Genomic DNA, 20,224 nt, shown 5'->3' with positions numbered 1-20,224 from the left:
TGGGGACAGTGCTGATCGGTTGTGAAGCCGGGGATCGACTTCCCAGCAGGCGCAGCGTGGTGAGCGTGGGCGGGCCGATGTCGGGGTGAGGGTTTGAGGCGGGTGTGCTGTCCGAGATCGGACCATCGCCTGGTGGGCTTCACCCTTCGCTGCGACCGCCGATCATCTGGCGAGTCCCAGTGCCGTTGGGTCCCTGTGGATGTGGTCGGTCGACACGGTCTCGTTGGCGCAGCGCGATCCGCTCGTTGCCGCGCCGGTGGTGTCACTGCGCAGTGCGACGTTGTAGGCGGTGTGGCGGGGTGCGGCCGGGTGGGGCAGTACCCGGCCGACGGGCGCGCGGAGAGGAGGGCGTGTATGGGAGGGGTGTCCGGGGATCACGCCGCCCGAGCACCCCACCTCCGGCAACTGGAATCGATCGCAGCGGCGACCTGCTGCCCCACGTGATGTCTATCGTTCACCCGCGCCGTGCCGGTGGGGTCAAGACGTTTCGGGGCAATCCAACCGGTACGCCCCCGATACGGGGAATCCTTGCCCATGACAACGGTTTTCCAACCCTCGGGACTGTCGTTGACGAGCGCATGGCAGTGATCGCAGGCCAAGGTCAGATTGGTCAGGTCGGTGGGGCCGCCCTTGGCCCAGTCGGTGATGTGGTGGACCGCGCAGATCGAGGCGGGTGCGTCGCATCCGGGGCGGGTGCAGCCCAGGTCGCGGGCGATAAGTGCCAGGCGCTGTGCCGGGGTGGCCAGGCGCTCGCAGCGGCCCAGGTACAGCGGCAGCCCGTCGGCGTCGAGGACCGCCAGCACCGGGCGGGTGCCTTCGGCCATCTTCAACGCCTCGTTGATGGAGACGTGCCCGCCGGAGGCGGTGGTCGCGACCCCGGCCCCACGCTCGAGGTCGGCGAGGTTCATGGTCAGGATGGCCTGCACCGGCAAACCCCGGTGCGACCCCAGCTTGGCGGGGTCGACACCGGGCTGCAGCAACGCGAACAACGCGTCGTGGGTGCGCTGCCCGGCATCACGACGGTCACGACGGGCGGCGGCCTCCAACACCTTCGAATCAACGACCCTGACCGTGGCGGCAACACTGTCGGCGTCGTCGATGTTGCACATACCCGGACGCGCCAACTTCGCGAACACCGCATCCAACAGGGCCCGCAGCTCCGGAGTGATCCAGCCCTCGATCCACGACATGCCATCCACCCCGGGGCGGCCCAGGATCAGGCCACGGCGACGACGGCGGTCGGTGTCGGAGACGACCTTGCCGTCGGGGGCGACACGAGCGAGGATGTCGCGACCGATCTTGGGCAGGTCATCGGGCCAACCGACACGGGCGTGATCGACCAGGATGTGCTCGGCTTCCACGCGAGCCTCGGCGGGGATGTCGGTGGGCAGGTGGTGCATGACGTCGATGATGTTGCGGACGTGATCGCGCGAGATCTGGCCTGTCTCATAGGCTTCGGCGGCCTCGGCCAAGGTGGCCGGGCGCAGGTGTCCGGTGGGTTCGAAGAATTCCCCGCACTGGCGGGTGATCTTCACTCGCACCGACGCGTCGTACCTCGACAGGCCCAAGGTCTGCCGCAGGAACGGCACCACGTCCTTCGCCCCACTACCTTCGGGCAGTGAGCGGTTGCAGGCCTCGATGATCAGGCGTGAATCCAGTGCCGACAGTTGACGTTTGCAGGTTTCCAGGCGCTGCATCAACTCCACGACATCACCGTCGGAGAACGGGTTCAAGTTGCCGTGCAGGACGGAATTCGACAGGGTCTCGACGGCGGTCGCCAGGTCGGCGATGCCGCACGTGTCGAGTGTTTCCCCCTTCGAATCCATGTGCTAATTCTACCGCCTAAATGATCACGGTAGAAGGCGAATTCTATTGTGATGCAATGTGTTTCAGAATGTCATATGTTTCAGGCAATCGGCTCGATTCAGGTGAGCTGATCTGCGTGGCGGGAGTCCGAAGAAGGAATTGCCGAGTGTGGCTCGGTCGGCGGCGGGTATGTGCAGGGTCGGGTAGCTGTGGATGATCAGGCGGCCGCGGAGTGCTGACAGGTCGAGGTCCCAGTTGAAGCGGTTGAGGTGGGTGCATCGGGCGGTCGAGCGGTTCAGGTCGAGTTCTGCTTGCCGGCGGGACCAGCGGTTCAGGCGGCACAGTCGCTCGATGACCTCTTGCTCCCGGCCTTTTACCCGGAGATCTTCCGGTCCACGAGGCCGCGGATATTGGAACCGTGCGTGCCGGGCGGCGGCAGGTCGGACCGGATGACCACGCCGTCGGGGGATTCGGGACCGGCGAGGGTGTCTGTCCGAATCAGGTCGTACTCGTCGAATGTCATGTGCCGCAACATATCTCGAGTCACTGACAGAACCTTCCGGTTCGAATTCATCGTCCGAATCGAAGGTGACGAACTGGTCGAATCGGGAATTGGGGGTGAGGTCTCTCGGCGGGCGGGGAGGCAGGGAGGTAAGAAAGAACCATGTGGCATCCGGCGACCCCCATCCTCAATGCGCTCAGCTACCAGCCGGGCGACCGGCGGATTCTGGAGACTCCGGAGACGTATGGCCTCGACTATGAGGAGATGTCGCTGCGGACCGCGGATGGCGAGACCGTCGAGGCCTGGTTCGTGCCGGCGGTGGGGGAGCCGCTGGGGCACATTCTGTTCGCGCACGGGAATGGCGGGAACATCGGGGATCGGTCGCCGATGCTGGGCATGCTCGCGGCGGTCGGGTTCGATGTGATGATTTTCGATTACCGCGGGTATGGGCGCAGCACCGGCCGGACGGACGAGCGTGGGACGTATCTGGACGTGCGGGCGGCGCGGGAGGCATTGCTCGCGCAGTCCGGTGTGGATGCCAACCGGTTGGTGTATCTGGGAAAGTCGCTCGGTGGCGGCGTGATGCTCGAGCTGGCGAATGCCTTTCCGCCCGCCGCGCTGCTGCTCATGTCGACCTTCACCGGCATGCGGGACGCGGCGGTCGCGGTATATCCGTTCCTGCCGAAGCTGTTCGTGCCCAACGCCTATCCCAGCCTGCCGCGAATTCGCACTCTGACCTGCCCGGTCATGATCATGCACGGCGACATGGACGAACTCCTGCCGGTACAGATGGGCCGCGACCTGTACGCCGCCGCGCCCGAGCCCAAACAGCTGGTGATCTACCCCGGCGGCATGCACAACGACCTCATCGGATTCCCGGGCTGGGCGGAGACGGTGGCGACCTGGGCGGCCGGGGTGCTGCCGCCCAAGCGCCTCACTTCCGGATGATATTGGCGAGGAATTCGGCATTGCTGCCGGTCTTGCGCAGGCCGTCGAGGAGCAGGTCGAGGGCGCGCTGATCGTCCAGTTCGGCCAGGGTGCGGCGGAGTCTGTCCACGGCGAGCCGCTCGTCGGGGGCGAACAGCAGTTCGTCGCGGCGGGTGCTGGACTTGGCGATGTCCACGGCCGGGAAGACGTGGCGGCTCGCCAGTCCGCGGTCGAGTTTGAGCTCGGCATTGCCGGTGCTCTTGTACTCCTCGAAGATGACGGTGTCGGCGAGCGAACCGGTTTCGACCAGGGCGCTCGCGATGATGGTCAGCGATCCGCCGTGTTCGATATTGCGGGCCGCGCCCAGGAACCGCTTCGGCGGCGCCAATGCCATGGAATCCACACCGCCGGAAAGGATTCGGCCCGAGGCGGGTCCGGTCATGTTGTAGGCGCGGGCGAGCCGGGTCAGGGAGTCGAGCAGGACGACGACGTCACGGCCCTGTTCGGCCAGCCGTTGGGCACGTTCGATGGCCAGTTCGGCCAGGGCCGTCTGTTCGGCGGGGGAATGATCGAAGGTCGCGGCGATCACCTCGGCGGGTACCCCGCGCGAGAGGTCGGTGACCTCCTCGGGGCGTTCGCCGACCAGTACCAGCATCAGGTGCACCTCCGGATGGTTGGCGGCGATGCCGTGTGCGATCGCCTGCAGCACAGAGGTTTTGCCCGCCTTGGGTGGTGCCACGATCAAGGCGCGCTGGCCCTTGCCGATCGGCATCATCAGGTCGGTGACGCGGGTGGTGAGCTGGTGCGGCCCGGTTTCGAGTCGCAGCCGCTCATTGGGATGGATGGGGGTCAGGTCCTGGAAGTGCGGTCGCGGGGAGATCTCGGCGACCGGGAGGTCGTTCACGGTGTCGACCCGCACCAGGGGAGCGAGCTTGCCGTTCTTGGTATTCGGCTGCGCCAGGCCGGTGAGGGCATCGCCGCGGCGCAGGCCGTGGCTCCGGATCAATCGGGTGGGCACGTGGATGTCCTCGGGGCCGGGCAGGTATCCGCTGCGGCGCAGCACACCGCTCTGGCCATGGATATCCAGGATTCCCGTTGCGGGCGTGAGGGTTTCGATGAGTTCGAGGGCCGGGGTCGCGTCGCTGTGGGCGACCCGCGGCGTGGGATCGATGGTGGTCATGAGTGTTCTCCTTGTAAGGATCAGGTGACTTGTGCACCGGGAGTGAGTGATTGGTGTGGCCGGATGCGGCCGAGGGCGGTAGAAAACCGCCGGTGAATCCGAGTGGTTCGCAAGTGGCGGTACAGCATCGGTCGGGAGCCACAGCGCCACCGGGTAACCGGCTCGGGGAGGGAAGAAATCGCGTGGGAGGGACTCGGCGTCGACCTGCATCCACGGGATCGCGACGCCCCCACCGTACGCCGTCCCAGGATCCCGCGCAATGTTCCGATGCCGGCGCGCTGGGCCAGGCCCCCGCGGTCCCCGCGATGCGTAGCCTGGAACCCATGAGCGATGCCAAGGAACTCGTGGCGTTGTTGGCGCAGCTGCCGGACGCCGAACTCGCGGCGGTGGTCGAGGCCGCCACCGACGGCAAGGCCGGGCTGGCCGCGCTGCACGCGGTGGCGCAGTCACTGGCGGCCACCCTGGGTCATGCACCCGATGTCATCGATGTGACTCCGGACACGCTGCCCATGGAAAGCTATCCGCAGTCTGAGACGGCCCCAGCATCCGGGCAGGTGGGAGCGGGTCCCGTGGTCACCGGGATACCGGTACCGCCTGCGGGTATCCCCGCAGGTCCGGCGATTGGCGGGTATACCTCCGGCGGCGTCCCTACTTTCGAGTCAGTTCGCGATAAGGTCGAGCAGCGCTACGGGACATCGCAGGGGATGGGCGAACTCGATCGGCAGACACCAGTGGGCCGTAGCGTCGAGGAACAGTGGGATGCGCGGGCGAAGGCCGCGCGGGAACGTCTGGAACAGATTCGAAAATCGGTGCACGGCAACGATTCCGAGTGATCAGGCGTTCCGTCTTCAATTGATGGGTGGAACCTTGACCGAGTCCGATACGCCGTCGCGGACGCCACGCGAAATCGCCGAGAAGCTCCTGGATCTCCAGGTCGACTTCATTGTCGCCGAGGTCAGCGGTGACCGCTTCGCCGAAGTGATCGCCCGCGACGTGGAAGCGGTGATCGGTGTCGCCGACACCATCATCTTCCGCGACGTGGTGGAGATCGATCAAGCAAAGCAGACCGTCGCCAATGTCATCGACCTGATCGGCGGCAGCCCGGTACTGGGCGAAATGGTCGCCACGCTGGCCGATTCGCTGTACGAGAACATCGCCGGGAATCATGACTACACCCTCGGTGACGTGGTGGACCGCGAGCCGGTCGAGCAGCTGCTGGAGAAGCTCTTCGGCATGCATCAGGCGCAGGAACGGATCCTGGAGCGGCTGACCGAGAGCCCCCTCATCGCGACCGTGGCCGCCAAGTTCGTGGACAAGCTGGTCGACGATCTGATGGAGACCAACAAGCAGATCGCCTCGAAGATTCCCGGCGTCGGCTCCCTGGTCTCCATGGGCACCAATGCCGCCAAGTCCGCGCGCAAGGCGGCGGAGAAGGCCGGCGGGACCTTCATCGGCGAAATGGCAGGCAAGGGCGCGCAATTCGCGCTCAAACGCACCAACAACGCCATTCGCGAAATGCTGCGCGACGCCCCGGTGCACGACGCGGCCATGGAATTCTGGGACCTGCACGCCGGTGAGCCGGTCAGCGGCCTGCGCGAGTACCTGTCCCAGCAGGACCTCCGCGACCTGGCCCTGATCATCCACCGGATCGCGCTGACCACCCGCAACAAGGAATACGTCGGCGTGCTGGTGGACCAGGGCGTCGAGGTGTTCTTCGAGAAGTACGGCGACCACACCCTGGCGGCCATGCTGCCCGAGCTGGGCCTGTCCGAGGCGGTCATCGCCGAGGAGATCCTGCGCTACGGCCCGGCCGTGGTGGAGGCCGCCAAGCGAAACGGCGTGCTGGCCAAGCTGATTCGCGACCGGCTGGAGCCGTTCTTCCTGTCCGAGCCGGTGCTGGCGGTGCTCGCCGGGAACTGACCGAGTCCTGCGAACAGGGCCGCATGTTGAAACCGCGTGCGGCCCTGTTTCATTCCCTGACGGGAGAACATGATCATTCCCTGGAGGGAATCGCGCAGCGCATCGCATCCGCGCAGACTCGAGGCCATGACGAACATCGACATCAACGAACTCGCCGACCGTTACCTGGCCATGTGGAACGAACCCGACCCGGGGCCGCGGCGCAAACTCATTCGCGAACTGTGGGCCGAGGACGGCGCGCAGATTCTCGTCGATCCGCCGGAGGACATGCGAGATGCCGCCACTCGCTTGAACTTTCCGATCCCGTCGCTCGAGGTGCGGGGGCATCATGCGCTGGAACGGCGGGTGGAGCGGGCCTACGAGATGTTCGTGGCAGCGGGCGAACACCGCTTCGTCCAGCTTGGGGAAGCGACGGTGCTGTTGAAGCAGGTGATTGCCTTCACCTGGTCGATGGTGACCACCGACGGCACTGTGGTCGGTGGCGGAATGGATGTCCTCGCGCTGGACGAGGACGGCCGCATCCGCACCGACCACCAGCACATCGGCGTCGAGTAGGGCCTCGAGCCCGCGAGCGGGTGCACACGTCGCGGATCGTGCCATGCATGATTGCTTCGACTCGAGCAATGCAAGGTTGCTTCGACCGAAAGGAGCGTCGTGGCCCTCGACAAGGAAGTCGCCGCAGCCCTCAGCGACAGCGTCCGCACCTGTGGCGACGCTGTCATGGGCCCGCGGCACAAATCGCTGCCCCCGGCCGCCTGGGGACTGACCGTCCGCGAATACCTGGCCACGAATCCGCACCTGGACGACCTGCAGACGCCGGTGCTCACCATGGACCGCTCCGCGCTGGACACGAACCGGGCCGTCATGGCCGACTGGGCGCGCGCCGCCGGCGTCCGGCTCGCTCCGCACGGCAAGACCTCCATGTCGCCCCAGCTCTGGGCCGAACAGCTCGAGACCGGCTCCTGGGGTATCACCCTCGCCACCGGCTGGCAGGCCCAGGTCGGGCGGTCGTTCGGCCTCGACCGCATCGTGCTGGCCAACACCCTGGTGGATCCGATCGGGTTGCACTGGGCGGCAACGGAAATAGCGTGTGACCCCGATTTCGAGCTCTACAGCTGGGTCGACGGCGTCGACGCGGTCCGGGAGATGGAGCGCCATCTCGAGTCCGCGCCCGATGGCGTCCAGCTGAACGTCGTCGTGGAACTCGGTGGCCCGCACGGCCGTACCGGCGCCCGCGGGCTGGCCGCCGCCCACGCCGTAGCCGAGGCGGTCCACAAGTCACCGCGCCTGCGACTTGCAGGGGTCGGCGGTTACGAGGCCGCACTCGCCCACGATCGCTCTCCGGAAGCCCTTGCGGCCGTGCGGCACTACCTGGACGAGCTCACGATCCTGCACCAGGAGCTGATGGCCGCGGGCAGATACGACGAGTTCGTATTCCAGCCCGTGGTCGGCCGCCCGGTGGGGTCAGCCGGCCGCGGGGAGGAAGCCTCGCTTCCGTCGGCGGATTCCGCGGCCGATTCGTCCGCGCCAGCCGGCCCCGCCCTGGATGGATCGAATTCCCGGACTGATCGGGTCGGCCGTCCTGTGATCGTGACCGCCGGTGGCAGCGCATATCCGGACCTCGTCGTGGAGCGACTGGCCGGACTTGCGGATGAGGATGGCGTGCACGGAGTTCCGACTGTGGTGGTGCTGCGGTCCGGCGCGTATCTGGTGCACGATGACGGGTTCTACTCCGGAATTTCACCACTGGCCGATGGTCGCGCCGAGCGTCCGCTGCGGTCGGCGATGCACGGATGGGCACGCTGTGTGTCCCGTCCGGAAGCGGAACTCGCGTTGCTCGATGCGGGCAAGCGTGATCTTCCGTACGACTTGGGTTTACCTGTTCCGCAGCGGATCACCGGACCGGTGAACAGCGGGCTCTCGGCGGTTGCGACCACTTCGCTGCCGGCCGGCGCGCATGTCTCGGCCTTGAACGATCAGCACGCCTTCTTGCGGCTGCCGGGTGCTTCGGACGACCAGGTGCCGGTGGGAAGTGTGGTGCGACTGGGGCTTTCGCATCCCTGCACCGCGTTCGACAAGTGGCGTCTCATCCCGGTGATCGATGACGCCGACGCCGAGCGGCCGCGGATCGTCGACTTTCTGCACACGTATTTCTGAGCGGGATGTCGCAGCCGCTCCGCTGCGGCCGCGGCGGGTGGACCTCGAGGTCCGGTCCACCGCCGCGACGACGGATGCCTCGCGGCGCGGGCGCGATCCATCGGCGACAGCGATGCGGTCCGCGTTCGTGCCGTCCCCTCGCGGACACCCGGTGTCGCCGTGCGGTGCGCCGCACGGCGTGGCAAGCATCCCGATCGGCGCGGGTGCGGGTCAAGGTGAACTCCTGTCCCAATTTGTCCCAGTGAAAATAGCGGCTGGGTTGCCTCATTCCTCGGCCGCCAGTTCACTGGCTGCGTCGACCGCGGGTGTTCCGGTACCTTGTGCGACGGAACAACACGTTTTATGGCTTCTGGAGGTATCGGTGACCGCGGCGCGTTCGGAGATTGCCGACTATTTGCGTAGTCGTCGCGAGGCAGCCGGCCTGACCCGAGCCGAGCTGTCCCGGCGAGCCGGTGTCTCCGAGGCGCTGATCCAGAAGATCGAGCAGGGCACTCGCCAGCCCACCGCGGTCGCCCTCGGCGCGCTGTTCACCGCGCTGCAGGTGCCGGCGCAGGTGCGCGAGCACGTCGCCACCCTGCTGCAGCCCGAACTGGCCAGCTTCGGAACCGAAATCACGCCGCCGGAGCCCTACGAACTCGACTTCCTGCGCGCCATGCCGCACCCAGCCTGCTTCCAGACCATGCCCGCGGTAGACCTGGTCGCCGCCAATGACGCCTATCTGCGGGCGTTTCCGGGACTCGAGCCCGGCGACGTCATCGTCGAATGGATGCTGCTGGACCCGCGGGCGCGCGAGGTCATCGACGACTGGGAACGCGAAGCGCACTTCATGGTGTACGGATTCCGCTACATGGCCTCCGCCACCCACGCACCCGAACGACTGGCGGCCATCGTCGACCGCTGCCGCGCGGCCCCGGAGTGGGATCGCTTCTGGTCCACCGAGGTTCCGCCCGAGAAGGTCGCCCGCCGGCCCGTGCGGGTGCGCTCGCCCGAGACCGGTGAGTGGGTGAGCTACCGCATGCAGATATTCAAATTCGAACTGCCGCAACGCCCCTGGTGGATCTACTCGCTGGTCCCCGCCAATTGAGCCGCGCCGGTGGCGAAATGCTGCCGGTAGCGTTCGGGCGTGGTGGCCAGGCGTCGGCCGAACACCCGGTGCAGGGTCTCGCCGTGGCGGTAGCCGACCTGGCGGGCGATCGCACCGATGGTCAGCTCGGTGGACTCCAGCAGGCGGCGGGCCGCCTCGACGCGCAGATCCTCCACGAAAGCCGCGGGCGTGCTGCCGGTTTCGATGCGGAAGGCCCGGGCGAAGTTGCGTTCGCTCATGCCCGCGCGGCGGGCCAGCTCGGCCACCCCGAGGTTCGCGTCGAGATGATCGGGCAGCCACTGCTGCACCGCGCGGATGGCGGGCGTGCGCGCGGGCTGGGTGCGCAGCTGCGCGCTGAACTGGGTCTGCCCGCCGGGACGCCGGGTGAACACCACGTACAGCCGCGCGATCATGGCGGCGACCTCGCGGCCGTAGTCGTCCTCGACCAGTGCAAGCGCCAGATCGACACCCGCCGACATGCCCGCCGACGTCCAGCGATTGCGGTCACGGACGTAGATGCGATCCGGTTCGACCGTGACCCGCGGATAGCGCTGGGCCATCAGGTCGGTCGAGGCCCAGTGGGTGGTGGCCCGGTAGCCGTCGAGCAATCCGGCCGCGGCCAGCAGCAGCGCGCCCGCGCACACCGAGGTCACCCGCCGCGCCTTGCGGGCCAGGGCGGGCAGCTCCCGCACCACCTCCGCCCCGGCCGCCCCGGAGGCCATGCCGCCCACCACGATCAGGGTGTCGAAGTCGTCGCCGGCGGCGATGTCGTGCAGCGAATGCTCCACCGAGAGGGTGAGGCCGCCGTCCGCGGTGATCGGGCGGCCCCCGGGCGAGGCGGTCAGCAGGCGGTAGGGCAGGGCTGCGCCGTCCGAATCCGCCTGGCCGCCCGCCGAACTGATGGGATGCTCCTGCAGCACCGGCGGCAGGAGCGCGGGCGGCCGCTCGCGGACACCGTTGAGGAGCGCGAACACATCCAGTGGCCCGGCCAGCTCGGACAGCTGCATGCCCTGGTAGACAACGAAAACGATGGTGCGGGGTGCGGGCATCCCGCCATCATCGCAGTCGCCGGGCTCGGCTGCCATGGTCAGTGGCTGACCGATTCGGATGTGCGGCGGGCGATGTGCCGGTCGAGGAACGGGATGACCAGTTCGGCCACCCGCTCGGCGCACTGCGCGTGCGGGTAGTGGCCGCCGCCCTCCACCATGGCGACCCGGCCCAGTCCCGCCGGCATGGCCGCCACGATCGCCTCGGCCTCGGCCCGCGGGTTGGCGAAGTCCGGATCCTGGGTGCCCATGAGTACCAGTGCGGGACAGCCGATGTCGGCGATGCGAGCATGCGCGTCGGCCGGGGTGGTGGCGCCGGTCTTCATGAATTCCGCCCAGCGGTCGGGCTGCCGCAGGATGGTCCGCAGGCCGGCGAGGAACTCCTCGTGGTCGGCGGGCTTGGTCGGGTAGGCGATCTCCAGATAGCGGAACCACCACCGGAACGACCGCAATCCCTGGGTGGCGAGCAGGCGCACCATGCCGCGGCGGTACCGGCGGCTGGTGATCATCGTGCCGATGTGCAGCTGCTGGGTGAGGGTGAACGGGTCGATTTCGACGATGGCGCTCACCAACTCGGGGGCCTCCGCCGCCGCGATGGTGGCCGAGCCGCCCGACAGCGAATGCCCGATGATGACCGCGGGACCCCCGAAATGCCGGATGACACCCAGCAGGTCGTGGGCCACGTCGGTGCGGCTGATGGCGTCCTTCCCGGTCACCGAGGGCCAGTTCGGGCTGGATTCGCCGTGCCCGCGCATATCGGCGTTCACCACCCGGTATCCGGCCGCGACCAGCGGCCCGACCAGGTGCCGGAACTCCTGCCGCCAGGTTCCCATGCCGTGCGACAGCACCACCAGCGGTCCGTCCCCGGCCACATCACACGCGATCCGCCCGTGCTCGAGCGTTACGAACTCGGTCATTTCCCGGTCCTTCCAAGCGATTTCGTTCCGGCCGCGTTTGCGGCATGCCGGAATTGAACGCCGGAAATCGATCCGGGCCGAGGGCTCGGGCCGGACGGATCAGCGGTGTGGCCGATCCGGTCAGTCGCTGACCGTGTTTCCCGCGCTCGGGACAGTCACCCGCGTCGGTGCGCCGAACCAGGTGGTCAGTGCGTCCCGCAGCCCGGGTTCGGCGGTGGCGGGGGATTCGCCGACCGTTGCGGCCCAGGCGATATGGGCGTCCGGGCGGATCAGGACGGCATCGGCGGGCCTGTTGTCGGTGGCGGCCGTCCGGATGTCGACGCGGTCGCCCCACAGCTCGGCGATCTCGCGCAGGTCCGCGCGGTCGGCGAGATCGAGCAGCACCGGGCGGGCGCCGTGCAGGGACTGGGCGACACCGGGTTGCAGGTGCAGATCGGGGAGGAAGGCTCCGGTCAGCTGGTGCCCGTTGGGATTCGGCAGCGGATAGCGGATGTCGGCGCCCGCGATCATGGACCCCAGCCGCTGCAGGGCCGGTGCATCGGTGAGCAGTTCCTGGAACAGTGTCCGGAGTGCCTCGGCCGCCGGATCGTCGCCGCGGCGCAGCGCCGCCTGCGCCTGGGTGTGCACCATGGTGCGGGCCGCCGCGAAGGAGCGCTCCGCGTGGTAGCTGTCGAGCAGCCCGTCCGGGGCCCGGCCGTCGATGTCCGCGGCCAGCTTCCAGGCCAGGTTGACCGCGTCGAGCATGCCCGCGTTGAGGCCGACACCGGTGGCCGGGAACGTGTGCGCGGCATCGCCGGCCACCAGAATCCTTCCGGCGCGGAAGCTTTCGGCCTGTCGTGCCTGGAACTGGTAGCGGGACAACCGGATCGGATCACCGAGCGGCAGGTCGACGCCCAGGACGCGGCGGATGCTGTCGCTCAGCTCCGCGAGGGTCATCGGCTCGTTGTCATCGGTCTCGGTGGCGGTGTCCTCGGTGGTCTGCACCATGAGCATGCCGGCGGCGAGCGAGCCGACCGCGAACACGCCGCGCTCGGTGCGGGTGAAACCGGCGGGGACGACACCGTGCCCGGCGACGTCGAGATCGCCGTTGTCCAGCACGGTCACCCCGGCTGCGACGGCGACCTGACCCAGGCGGTTGACCTCCGGATAGGTGATGCCGGGGAAGGCGATTCCCGCCAGCTCCCGGACCTTGCTGCGCGCACCGTCGCAGCCCACGACGTAGTGGGCGGTCAGTTGGTACGGGCCGTCCGGGCCCGACACCGCCACGATGGCCCCGGCGTCGTCCTGCTCGATCCCGGTCACGGTGTGCCCGCGCCGAACCTCGCCACCGCGCTCGCGCACCAGTTCGTCGAGCAGCTGCTCGAGTCGCGGCTGCGCGAGGTGCAGTGCGCGCAGCGGGGGATCGGGCAGCGGGCTCAGGTCGACGTGCAGTCCGCCGAACGGGAAGGCCGCGGCGGGGGCGACCGCCGCGCCGGCCGATTCGAACCGGTCCAGCACGCCTCGATAGCTCAGCAATTGCAGGATCTGCCCGCTGAATCCATTGGCCTTCGGCACGGTCCGCAGCACCGGACTGCGCTCCAGGACCACCGGCCGCACCCCGGCTGCCAGCAGTTCGGCGGCCAGCATCAGACCCGTCGGGCCCGCGCCCGCAATGATCACGTCGGCACTCGTCACACGCACTCGCGCTACTCCATTCCACGGATTTCGGCTACGGCCAGCGATTCTGCGGCATACCGGGGGTCTTGCCGCAAGCCCGGGGGTGCGATATATGTTGACAAGGGGAAGCGGATCACCGCTTCCCCTTGTCGATCGTCATCCGTTGCCGGATGGACTCTTTCGGCTACTGGCCCAGATGGTGGCGCATGAACGCCGCCGCGAAATCGGGCTGGGTCCTGGCCATCTGGTTGTGCCGGCCCGGATTCGCCAGCAGTGTCTTCTCCTCCGACGCGAACGCCTCGAACAGGTCGAAGCTGGGCCGGCGGTCGATTTCCTCATCGTTCCAGGCGACCTGGAGGGTGAGGGGGATGGTGATCTTGCGTGCGGCCTCGAACAGCGCGTCGAACATGAAGACGCTGTTGAAGGTCGCGGCCCGGATGCGGGGTTCGACGGCCACCAGCATCATGCCGATGACGGTGCCCAGGGTGATGCCGCCGTAGCCGACCGGAGCGTCCGGGCCGATCTCCGGCAGCGCCTGCAGCGCGTCCAAGGTGGCCTGCCACTCCGGCACGGCCCGCTCGGCCAGGGACATGTTGAATTCGGCGATGATCGAGTCCATCGGTTCCCCGGCGGCCCGCGCCGCGTGCAGCGCGTCGGCCCACCGCTGGTCCTGCTCGTTGCGTGGCCGGTCGCCGTGCCCCGGGGCGTCGATGGCGGCCACCCGGTAACCGGATTCGGTCACGAAGTGACGCGCCGTCGTCACGAGGTTCGGGGCGCGCTTGTGCACGCCGCCACTGTGACCCAGCAGGATCAGGGGTGCGTTCTCGGACGCGGATTCGGGCGACCACAGTACGCCGGTGATCTCGCCCAGGAGGAAATCGCGTTCATGGACGCCGTTTTCCGACGTCTCCGCGGTGAAGTTCAGGTGCATGATGTTCTGCCTCTCGGAATGCCTTGCAACACAGGCGCTCCCGGCGACAGCTACTTCGTACGCCCAACCGCGACCACGATGGGGAGCACCCACCTCGATACGTCGTTCATGGGTCTCACCTCCTTCGCGATGTCACGGTCCACGGCACGGTACCAACGCGGACCGGCGGCCGCAAGCGACGCGTCACGAGGCGGCCTGCTCGCCGAGCTTGTGGCGCAGCACTTTTCCGCTGGGATTGCGGGGGAGCTCGGGGAGACGGACGAACTGCTTGGGCACCTTGTAGCGTTCCAGGCGAGTCCGGATGTGCTGTTTGAGGGCGTCGTCGCCGGGGTCGGCGTCGGTGGTCACCAGATAGGCCCGCAGCACCTGGCCGTACTCGGGATCAGCGATGCCGACCACGATGACATCGGTGACGGCGGGATGCTCGGACAGCGCGTTCTCGACCTCGCGGGGATAGATGTTCTCGCCGCCGGAGACGATCATCTCGTCGTCGCGGCCGTCGATGTAGAGGCGGCCCTGCGCGTCCAGGTGGCCCATATCGCCGACATTGACGTAGCCGTCGCGCACCTCCTTGATGGGGGCGGAACCGCCGCGATCGGCGGTGTAGCCGTTGAAGCCCAGGCCGCCGCGCACGAAGACCGTGCCGGTCTCGCCGACCGCGGCCGGGGTGCGGTCGGCGCGCAGAATGCGTACGGAGACACCGCGCGATATCGCGGTCGGACAGGCGTGCGGCGGCGGCCAGCGAGGCGGTCGCCTCCAGCGCGGGACACAGGCCGATCTTGCGGGCGACGCCCTTGGCCATGCCGGAGGTGCCCGAGGTCAGCAGGGTGATCCGGGCAGGCTGCCGGGCCGGGGGCGGGGACGGATGCCGTTGCCGGGCAAGCTGATCCAGCGTCGGCAGCTCGGATCGGGCCTCGGCGTCGTGCCAGCCGCGCACCTGGATGCCGGAGTAGCCCACCTCCGCGAGCGCCGCAAGAAATTCGTCATCGTGGACGAGGATGTCCGGCGCGTGCCGTTCCAGGATGCGGGCCAGGGCGGCGGGAGTTCGGTATTGAGGAAGACCAGCTCGCAGCCCAGACGGCTGCCCGCGATCACCGCATCGACGAAACCGCGGTGATCGCGGCACAGGATGCCCACGGTGCGCAGGTCCGGCGTGAGCGAATGCAGCGCTGCGGCAAAGGCTTCGGAGCGGCGCATGAGCTCGCGGTAGGTGACCGCGCCGGATTCGTCGATCAGGGCGATCCGATCGGGGTGGCGGGCCGCGGAGACGGCGATGAGCAGACCCAGTGACGGGCCGTAGGCGTGGTACCCGCGGGCGATCGACACCGCGGCCGCCGGGCCGATCGGGTGCAGTGCGCCGGAGGTGGTGATCGCGGAAAGGGCCGTGCCCCAATCGAAGAGCGTACTAGTGCGCATCGCCAGTGCCCTTACCGTGCACCGCGCGGAGAGCGGCGTCGGTGTCGCCGAGCCGCTGGTAGACGGCGGTGAAGGCGATCTCCAGTGGCACGCGCAGGATCGGGGTGAGTATCGAGGTCGCATACCCGTAGGCGGGAATCATCATGCGCGGCTTGGTGATCAGCGCCCGCGCCACGCCCGTGGCGGCCTCGGCGGGGGACTGGCCCGGCATCGCGGACATCCAGCGGCTGGGCGCGCTCATCCGGGTGTGCATGAGCCCGGCGTAGATGGTGGTGAGGGTGACCCCGTCCGGCCGCGCCTCCATACCCACCGCGCGCATCCACACATCGAAGGCGGCCTTGGAGGACAGGTAGAAACCCCACTTCGGGACCACCGGAAAGAGCACGCCGACCGTGGAGATGTTCACGATGTGGCCGCTGCGGCGCGCCCGCATGCTCGGCAGCAGGGCCAGCGTGAGGCTGATCGGGCCGAGGTAGTTGGCGGTCGAGGTGGCGGTGAGATCCTTCGGCCGGTCGTAGGACAGGTGGATCGAGCGGCGTAATGACTTGCCCGCGTTGTGAATCAGATAGTCGACATGGTCGAAGCGGGCGAGAATGTCCTCGGCGAAGGCCGAGATCGATTCCGGCTCGGCCAGATTCAGGCGGCGGCGAGCACCAGGCTCTGCAGCTGAGCGCGATCCGGCTCCGGCTCGGTGAGCCAGCGCGCCGTGGCGCCCTCCACGAAAGCCAGCCACCCGTCCATGGCGATCCGGATGGCGGAACTCTCACCCGCGGAGACGATTTCGGTGAGCAGCGCCGCCACCAGCCGGTCCCGATGCCGCTCGTGCTGCGCCAGCAACCGCTCGTCGGCCCCCGCGCGCGGCGTCATGATCAGCGCGGTCCCGTGCTGCTGCACGAAATCCAGATAGATCCCGAACCCCAGCGTCAGCCGCTCCATCGCGGACCCCCGCAACTCCTGCAGCCGATCCCAGAAGTCCTCGAACACGGCCTCGTGCACCGCCAGATACAACTCGTACTTCCCCCCGAAGTGATATCCGATCGACCCCACAGCGGCCCCCGCCGCCGCCGCGATCTCCGCGATCGACACCTCCTCGTAGCGCCGGTCCGAGAACGCCCTCCGCCCCGCCTCCAGCAACGCCGCCCGAGACTCCCGCCCCCGCCGATTCACCTGAACCGCCCGGGCCCCACTTTTTGAACCCCGTTCAACTTCGGCTACCCCCGCAGCCCAGCCAACTTTTTGAACCAGATTCAAGAACTGATTATCAGCCGTTACCGCCCAGGTCGTTGGTTCGGGCGTCGGCGCGGGCGAGGACGGCGATGGGGAAGTGGCGGGGGCTGAGGGCTCGGTAGGTGGTGAAGTGGGGGTAGGCGGCGGTGAGGGTTTGCCAGTGGGTGGCGTATTCGGTGTCGTCGGTGACTACGCGGGTGGTGACCGGGAAGGTTTCGCGGCCGATGCGGACCTCGGCGTGGTCGGCGGCCAGGAGGTTTTTCCACCAGTTGGGGGCGCCGGGGTTGCCGCCGTTGGAGCCGCAGACCAGGAGGGTGTCGCCGGAGCGGACCAGCATGAGCATGACGGGGCGGGGTTGGCCGGATTTGCGGCCAGGGACGGTCAATTCGAGGACCGGGTGGCCGAAGAGGGTGGCGAAGCGGGTGCCGCCGAAGCGGTCGAAGAGGCGGCGGTGCAGGCGGGCGTAGAAGCGGGCGACCGCGCCGAGGTGGGTGCTGGAGTAGTAGTTGAAGCGACCCGCCAGGGTCAGCGGGCCGGAATCGGTGCCGGGCATTGGGGGTCCCCTCGGGTCGGCGGTCGTACGGGCTCAATGTACATGGTGTCCAGTGAGTTGACGTAGTGGCTCCTGAAGGATGGTGTCGTGCTCGCCCGCTTCGTGATTAGGCTTCGGATATGAGCATCGGCGCTGACACCGGACCGATGAGCGGGGTGGACGCGTTCGATCGGCTGCGGCCGCTGCTGTTCACCATCGCCTACGAGCTGCTCGGCAGCGCCGCCGACGCCGAGGATGTGTTGCAGGACAGCTATCTTCGCTGGCGCGAGACCGATCCGGCGCGGATCGAGCATCCGCGCGCCTACCTCACCACCATCGTCACCCGGCAGTCGCTCAACCACCTGCGTGCCGTGCGCCGCCGCCGCGAGGACTACATCGGCAGCTGGCTGCCCGAGCCCATCCGCACCGAATCCGACGCCAGTCACGATGTGCTGCTGGCCGAATCGGTCTCGATGGCCATGCTGCTGGTGCTCGAGACCCTCGGACCCACCGAACGCGCCGTGTTCGTGCTGTCGGAGGTGTTCGGCCACAGCCTCGTCGACATCGCCGGCATGGTCGGCAAATCCGATGCCACCGTGCGTCAGATCGCGCATCGGGCCCGCGCGCACGTGCGGTCCCGGCGCAAGCGCTTCGAACCCGACTCCGAGACCAGCCGCGAGGTGATCGACCGGTTCCTGCGGGCCACGCAAACCGGTGATCTGCAGACCCTCATGGATGTGCTGGCCCCCGATGTCGTCCAGATCTCCGACGGCGGCGGCAAGGTGAGTGCGGCGCGCCGCCCGGTCATCGGCGCGGAGCGTGTCGCGCACTATCTGATCGGGCTGAGCCGGAAAGCCATGGCGGACATGACCGTCGAGGTCGGCACCTACAACGCACTGCCCGCCCTGCTGCTGCGCACCGCCGACGGACGCCTCGACACCGTCGAGTTGATCGAGACCTCCGGCGACCGCATCACCGGTCTGTACGCCATCCGCAACCCGGACAAGCTGGGGACCGCTGAACTGACCCGCGCCCTGGAACGGTGACCCGGCCGCTGAACCGTTGTGTGACTGGGGATTTCGGCGACCGGCCGCAGGTGGATCAGTTCACGCAGGGGATCTTCGAACCGATCTGGGTGGTGACGGGCTTGCCGGAATCGGGTGCGTCCGTGGTGGTGTCGGTGGCCGCGGCGCTGGTCGAGGAGCCGCCCGCGGTGGTGGTCGGGCTGGTGGTGGCGGCGGTCGGGTCCAGCGACGCCGGAATCTCGAGATCCGCGCCGACGACCAGCTTCACGTGCCCGCTGGACACCTCGGTGGACGGGCTCACCGGGATCCCGCCGAACATCTCCGACAGCTGTTTGGCGTCGGTATCGGCGCCGGTGCCGTAGTAGACGGTCGAGGTGGTGCCGTCGGCGTAGGTGGCGTTGGCGACGTCACCGGCCGGGAATCCCTTGGCGGTCAGCAACTTCGACACCTTGGCGGCCTGGCCGGGCGTGCCGCTGGCATTGGCCACGTCCAGCGTCGAGGTGGGCGTGGTGGCCGGCGCGCTGGGCGCAGCCGGGGTGGAGACGCCGAACGCCTCGCGCACCGTCTTCTTGATCGCCACCGGATCGATGACGTTCACGTCCTGGCCGTCGACCGTGTCGTAGCGCAGCACCGGCAGCGTGCGGAACTCCACTGTCGGGTTCTCCGCGCGGCCCAGCGTGGTGGCGAAATCGGTGAGGCTCCAGCCGTCCGACAGCACCACGTCCTTGTGCGCCACATCCATCAGCGCCTTGAGCCGGCCCGGGTTGGCCAGCGTGCCCGAGCTCTTCATGGAATTGGCCACCGAGGTCAGGAATGCCTGCTGCCGGTGGGTGCGGTCGAGGTCGCCGTTCTCCAGCCCGTGCCGCTGCCGCACGAACGCCAGCGCGTCGGAGCCGTCCAGGTGCTGGGGTCCGGCGGGGAACTGCGCGCCGGAGTAGTAGCTGTCGTCCACGGCGTGATTGAGGCACACGTCGACGCCGCCGAGCGCGGTCGCGAGGTCGTAGAAGCCGGCCAGGGAGATCTCCGCGAACCGGTTGATGGGCACGCCTGTGAGCGCTTTCACAGTCTGAACGATGCTGGCGCGTCCCGCTTCCCGGCCCTGACGCTCCAGGTCGGGCCCGTCGGCCATGCCCTTCGCCTTGAGCTTCTCCTCGACCGTGTACTTCTTGAGGCCGTAGGACTCCTTGATCTTGGCGTGGTCGTAACCCGGAATGCCCTGCACCGGAACGTAGTCGTCGCGCGGGATGGAGAACGCGATGATGTGCTTCAGATCCTTCGGAATGTGCACCAGGATCAGCGAATTGGCGTTGTAGCCGCCCTCCGAGCCGTCACCGGCGTGCAGCTGGTCGAGGATCTCCTTGGGTAGATCGTTGCCGTTCAGGTCTTTCCGGGTGTCCAGGCCGATCAGCAGCATATTGATGTCGCCGTCGAGATTGACGTCCTCCGGCGCGATCGCGCCCGAGCGGACGAAGCCGGAATCGAAGTCGTTGCGGCCGTACCAGACCAGACCTGTTACGCCGATCACACCCGCGGCTACAAGGGCCGTGATGCCGCGTCCGGCGAGGCGCAGGCGCTTGTCGCGCTCGCGCTGGGCCGCGGTGCGCTCGGGCTTGCCGCCGCTGCGATCGCGCTTGCCATCGGTGTCATCACGCTTACCAGCGGTGCGCCGCTTGTCCGCGCGCCGGCTGGTGGAGTCCGCCTCGGCACGCCGGGAACGGCGGGGAGTCGGGTTTGGCGTCTCCGGTGCCCGGCGGGTGCGGCCCGGCTGGGGGCCGACGACCGGCAACGGTTGGGTGGCGTCGTCGTACATGGCGCTGTCGAGTGTGCCGTAAGCGGCGCTCTCTGTCAGATTTCCGCCCGGTTGTGAATGAGCTTGCACAGTCATGCATAATCATCAC

Annotated in this window: 18 protein-coding genes and 2 pseudogenes; 7 read left to right on the top strand and 13 right to left on the bottom strand. The window is 68.2% G+C overall.

Features of this window, described 5'->3' with window-relative positions:
• Window positions 1–374 precede the first annotated feature (374 nt).
• Both ACFXHE_RS37650 and ACFXHE_RS37645 read right to left on the bottom strand, forming a co-directional pair.
• Window positions 375–1,826 carry a DUF222 domain-containing protein gene (locus ACFXHE_RS37650; RefSeq protein WP_379389498.1) on the bottom strand — a complete coding sequence of 484 codons (1,452 nt, stop codon included), beginning with the start codon at window positions 1,824–1,826 and terminating at the stop codon, window positions 375–377.
• Window positions 1,827–2,179: 353 nt separating this feature from the next.
• On the bottom strand, window positions 2,180–2,329 hold the full coding sequence (locus tag ACFXHE_RS37645; protein WP_379389496.1) for a hypothetical protein: 150 nt from the start codon (window positions 2,327–2,329) through the stop codon (window positions 2,180–2,182).
• Between the two features lie 141 nt (window positions 2,330–2,470).
• On the opposite strand from ACFXHE_RS37645, the gene ACFXHE_RS37640 reads away from it, so the two are divergent.
• Window positions 2,471–3,256 (top strand): alpha/beta hydrolase, encoded by a 786-nt coding sequence (locus ACFXHE_RS37640; RefSeq protein ID WP_379389494.1) that lies wholly within the window; start codon window positions 2,471–2,473, stop codon window positions 3,254–3,256.
• Here the strand turns inward: ACFXHE_RS37640 and rho are convergent.
• Window positions 3,243–4,349 (bottom strand): annotated as a pseudogene (gene rho, locus ACFXHE_RS37635) (transcription termination factor Rho); the annotation flags it as partial. The gene ACFXHE_RS37640 and the pseudogene rho overlap by 14 nt on opposite strands.
• A 389-nt stretch (window positions 4,350–4,738) precedes the next feature.
• On the opposite strand from rho, the gene ACFXHE_RS37630 reads away from it, so the two are divergent.
• The 5 genes from ACFXHE_RS37630 to ACFXHE_RS37610 all read left to right on the top strand — a co-directional run bounded on the left by ACFXHE_RS37630 (window position 4,739) and on the right by ACFXHE_RS37610 (window position 9,576).
• The gene (locus ACFXHE_RS37630) at window positions 4,739–5,248 is read left to right on the top strand and encodes a PspA/IM30 family protein (RefSeq protein ID WP_379389492.1); all 510 of its coding nucleotides are present in this window, start codon (window positions 4,739–4,741) and stop codon (window positions 5,246–5,248) included.
• Window positions 5,249–5,282: 34 nt separating this feature from the next.
• Window positions 5,283–6,335 (top strand): hypothetical protein, encoded by a 1,053-nt coding sequence (locus ACFXHE_RS37625; RefSeq protein ID WP_379389490.1) that lies wholly within the window; start codon window positions 5,283–5,285, stop codon window positions 6,333–6,335.
• A 126-nt stretch (window positions 6,336–6,461) separates the two neighbouring features.
• Complete coding sequence (locus tag ACFXHE_RS37620; protein WP_379389488.1) at window positions 6,462–6,890, top strand: hypothetical protein; 429 nt, start codon at window positions 6,462–6,464, stop codon at window positions 6,888–6,890.
• A 99-nt stretch (window positions 6,891–6,989) separates the two neighbouring features.
• On the top strand, window positions 6,990–8,492 hold the full coding sequence (locus ACFXHE_RS37615) for an amino acid deaminase (protein ID WP_379389486.1): 1,503 nt from the start codon (window positions 6,990–6,992) through the stop codon (window positions 8,490–8,492).
• A 361-nt stretch (window positions 8,493–8,853) separates the two neighbouring features.
• Complete coding sequence (locus ACFXHE_RS37610) at window positions 8,854–9,576, top strand: helix-turn-helix domain-containing protein (protein WP_379389484.1); 723 nt, start codon at window positions 8,854–8,856, stop codon at window positions 9,574–9,576.
• Here ACFXHE_RS37610 and ACFXHE_RS37605 read toward each other — a convergent pair.
• The 9 genes and pseudogenes from ACFXHE_RS37605 to ACFXHE_RS37565 all read right to left on the bottom strand — a co-directional run bounded on the left by ACFXHE_RS37605 (window position 9,552) and on the right by ACFXHE_RS37565 (window position 17,322).
• Window positions 9,552–10,661, bottom strand: a complete 1,110-nt coding sequence (locus ACFXHE_RS37605) for a GlxA family transcriptional regulator (RefSeq protein ID WP_379389482.1) — start codon at window positions 10,659–10,661, stop codon at window positions 9,552–9,554. The two genes, ACFXHE_RS37610 and ACFXHE_RS37605, sit on opposite strands and share 25 nt — an antisense overlap.
• Before the next feature lie 2 nt (window positions 10,662–10,663).
• Window positions 10,664–11,539 carry an alpha/beta fold hydrolase gene (locus ACFXHE_RS37600; RefSeq protein WP_379389480.1) on the bottom strand — a complete coding sequence of 292 codons (876 nt, stop codon included), beginning with the start codon at window positions 11,537–11,539 and terminating at the stop codon, window positions 10,664–10,666.
• 120 nt (window positions 11,540–11,659) lie between these two features.
• Window positions 11,660–13,219: an FAD-dependent monooxygenase gene (locus ACFXHE_RS37595; RefSeq protein ID WP_379389479.1), complete on the bottom strand. Its 1,560-nt coding sequence runs from the start codon at window positions 13,217–13,219 to the stop codon at window positions 11,660–11,662.
• Between the two features lie 160 nt (window positions 13,220–13,379).
• Window positions 13,380–14,120, bottom strand: a complete 741-nt coding sequence (locus ACFXHE_RS37590) for an alpha/beta hydrolase (RefSeq protein ID WP_379389546.1) — start codon at window positions 14,118–14,120, stop codon at window positions 13,380–13,382.
• 189 nt (window positions 14,121–14,309) lie between these two features.
• A complete protein-coding gene (locus ACFXHE_RS37585) occupies window positions 14,310–14,759 on the bottom strand; it encodes a hypothetical protein (RefSeq protein WP_379389477.1) in 450 nt (149 codons plus the stop codon).
• Window positions 14,760–14,945: 186 nt separating this feature from the next.
• Window positions 14,946–15,542, bottom strand: coding sequence for an AMP-binding protein (locus tag ACFXHE_RS37580; RefSeq protein ID WP_379389475.1), 597 nt, complete (start codon window positions 15,540–15,542; stop codon window positions 14,946–14,948).
• A pseudogene (locus ACFXHE_RS37575) lies at window positions 15,532–16,224 on the bottom strand (SDR family NAD(P)-dependent oxidoreductase); the annotation flags it as partial. The gene ACFXHE_RS37580 and the pseudogene ACFXHE_RS37575, both read right to left, overlap by 11 nt.
• Window positions 16,179–16,709, bottom strand: a complete 531-nt coding sequence (locus ACFXHE_RS37570; RefSeq protein ID WP_379389473.1) for a TetR/AcrR family transcriptional regulator — start codon at window positions 16,707–16,709, stop codon at window positions 16,179–16,181. The gene ACFXHE_RS37570 and the pseudogene ACFXHE_RS37575, both read right to left, overlap by 46 nt.
• A 94-nt stretch (window positions 16,710–16,803) precedes the next feature.
• Window positions 16,804–17,322 carry a nitroreductase/quinone reductase family protein gene (locus ACFXHE_RS37565; RefSeq protein ID WP_379389471.1) on the bottom strand — a complete coding sequence of 173 codons (519 nt, stop codon included), beginning with the start codon at window positions 17,320–17,322 and terminating at the stop codon, window positions 16,804–16,806.
• A gap of 146 nt (window positions 17,323–17,468) precedes the next feature.
• Between ACFXHE_RS37565 and ACFXHE_RS37560 the strand changes: the two genes are divergently transcribed.
• Window positions 17,469–18,347 carry an RNA polymerase sigma-70 factor gene (locus ACFXHE_RS37560; protein WP_379389544.1) on the top strand — a complete coding sequence of 293 codons (879 nt, stop codon included), beginning with the start codon at window positions 17,469–17,471 and terminating at the stop codon, window positions 18,345–18,347.
• 55 nt (window positions 18,348–18,402) lie between these two features.
• On the opposite strand, the gene ACFXHE_RS37555 is transcribed toward ACFXHE_RS37560, so the two are convergent.
• Window positions 18,403–20,211 (bottom strand): LCP family protein, encoded by a 1,809-nt coding sequence (locus ACFXHE_RS37555; RefSeq protein WP_379389469.1) that lies wholly within the window; start codon window positions 20,209–20,211, stop codon window positions 18,403–18,405.
• Between the last annotated feature and the right edge of the window lie 13 nt (window positions 20,212–20,224).

The sequence above is a fragment of the Nocardia sp. NPDC059229 genome (assembly GCF_042754165.1).
Classification (GTDB): Bacteria; Actinomycetota; Actinomycetes; order Mycobacteriales; family Mycobacteriaceae; genus Nocardia.
Note: the sequence above shows the minus strand (reverse complement) of the source record. Positions and strands in the feature narration are given on the sequence as shown.

Excerpts from the sequence above, each read along its gene's own strand:
- ACFXHE_RS37600 (WP_379389480.1), bottom strand. The coding sequence starts at position 11,539 with ATGACCGAGTTCGTAACGCTCGAGCACGGGCGGATCGCGTGTGATGTG.
- ACFXHE_RS37630 (WP_379389492.1), top strand. The coding sequence starts at position 4,739 with ATGAGCGATGCCAAGGAACTCGTGGCGTTGTTGGCGCAGCTGCCGGAC.
- ACFXHE_RS37620 (WP_379389488.1), top strand. The coding sequence starts at position 6,462 with ATGACGAACATCGACATCAACGAACTCGCCGACCGTTACCTGGCCATG.
- ACFXHE_RS37645 (WP_379389496.1), bottom strand. The coding sequence starts at position 2,329 with ATGACATTCGACGAGTACGACCTGATTCGGACAGACACCCTCGCCGGT.
- ACFXHE_RS37640 (WP_379389494.1), top strand. The coding sequence starts at position 2,471 with ATGTGGCATCCGGCGACCCCCATCCTCAATGCGCTCAGCTACCAGCCG.
- ACFXHE_RS37565 (WP_379389471.1), bottom strand. The coding sequence starts at position 17,322 with ATGCCCGGCACCGATTCCGGCCCGCTGACCCTGGCGGGTCGCTTCAAC.
- ACFXHE_RS37580 (WP_379389475.1), bottom strand. The coding sequence starts at position 15,542 with ATGCGCACTAGTACGCTCTTCGATTGGGGCACGGCCCTTTCCGCGATC.
- ACFXHE_RS37650 (WP_379389498.1), bottom strand. The coding sequence starts at position 1,826 with ATGGATTCGAAGGGGGAAACACTCGACACGTGCGGCATCGCCGACCTG.
- ACFXHE_RS37605 (WP_379389482.1), bottom strand. The coding sequence starts at position 10,661 with ATGGCAGCCGAGCCCGGCGACTGCGATGATGGCGGGATGCCCGCACCC.
- ACFXHE_RS37555 (WP_379389469.1), bottom strand. The coding sequence starts at position 20,211 with ATGACTGTGCAAGCTCATTCACAACCGGGCGGAAATCTGACAGAGAGC.
- ACFXHE_RS37560 (WP_379389544.1), top strand. The coding sequence starts at position 17,469 with ATGAGCGGGGTGGACGCGTTCGATCGGCTGCGGCCGCTGCTGTTCACC.